Source organism: Sphingomonas sp. LH128 (genome assembly GCF_000293195.2).
Taxonomy (GTDB): Bacteria; Pseudomonadota; Alphaproteobacteria; order Sphingomonadales; family Sphingomonadaceae; genus Novosphingobium; species Novosphingobium resinovorum_A.
In genome coordinates this window covers 1-604 of sequence record NZ_ALVC01000619.1, presented here as the reverse complement: position 1 = coordinate 604, position 604 = coordinate 1, and the positions used below count along the sequence as shown (strand labels likewise).

The 604-nt window shown below is 62.7% G+C and carries 1 protein-coding gene; it reads right to left on the bottom strand.

What is annotated here, in order from left to right; all coding sequences use genetic code 11:
- A partial coding sequence (locus tag LH128_RS30625; protein ID WP_008833569.1) for a sigma-70 family RNA polymerase sigma factor occupies positions 1–604 on the bottom strand: 604 nt, incomplete at both ends.

Genomic DNA, 604 nt, shown 5'->3' with positions numbered 1-604 from the left:
GCGTTCTCGTCCCTGATGAAATCGCCCAGGTGGCTGTCTTCCTCGTCGCCCACGGGAGTTTCGAGCGACACCGGCTCCTTCGCGATCTTGAGCACGCGCTTGACCTTGTCGAGCGGCATCGAGAGCTGTTCTGCCATCTCTTCGGGCGTGGGCTCGCGGCCATGCTCATGCAGGAAGCGCCGGTTTGCCCGGACCAGCTTGTTGATCGTCTCGATCATGTGAACCGGGATGCGGATCGTGCGGGCCTGGTCCGCGATCGAACGGGTGATGGCCTGCCTGATCCACCAGGTCGCATAAGTCGAGAACTTGTAGCCGCGCCGGTACTCGAACTTGTCGACGGCCTTCATCAACCCGATATTACCCTCCTGGATCAGGTCGAGGAACTGCAGCCCCCGGTTAAGGTACTTCTTGGCGATCGAGATCACCAGGCGCAGGTTCGCCTCGACCATCTCCTTCTTGGCGATACGCGCCTCGCGCTCGCCCTTCTGGACCATGTTGACGATGCGACGGAACTCGGGAAGCGCCATGCCGATGGTCGCCGCGATTTCCGTGACCTCGCTACGGATACGCTCGGCGGGCTCGGCTTCGGCGGCGGCGAACGCGG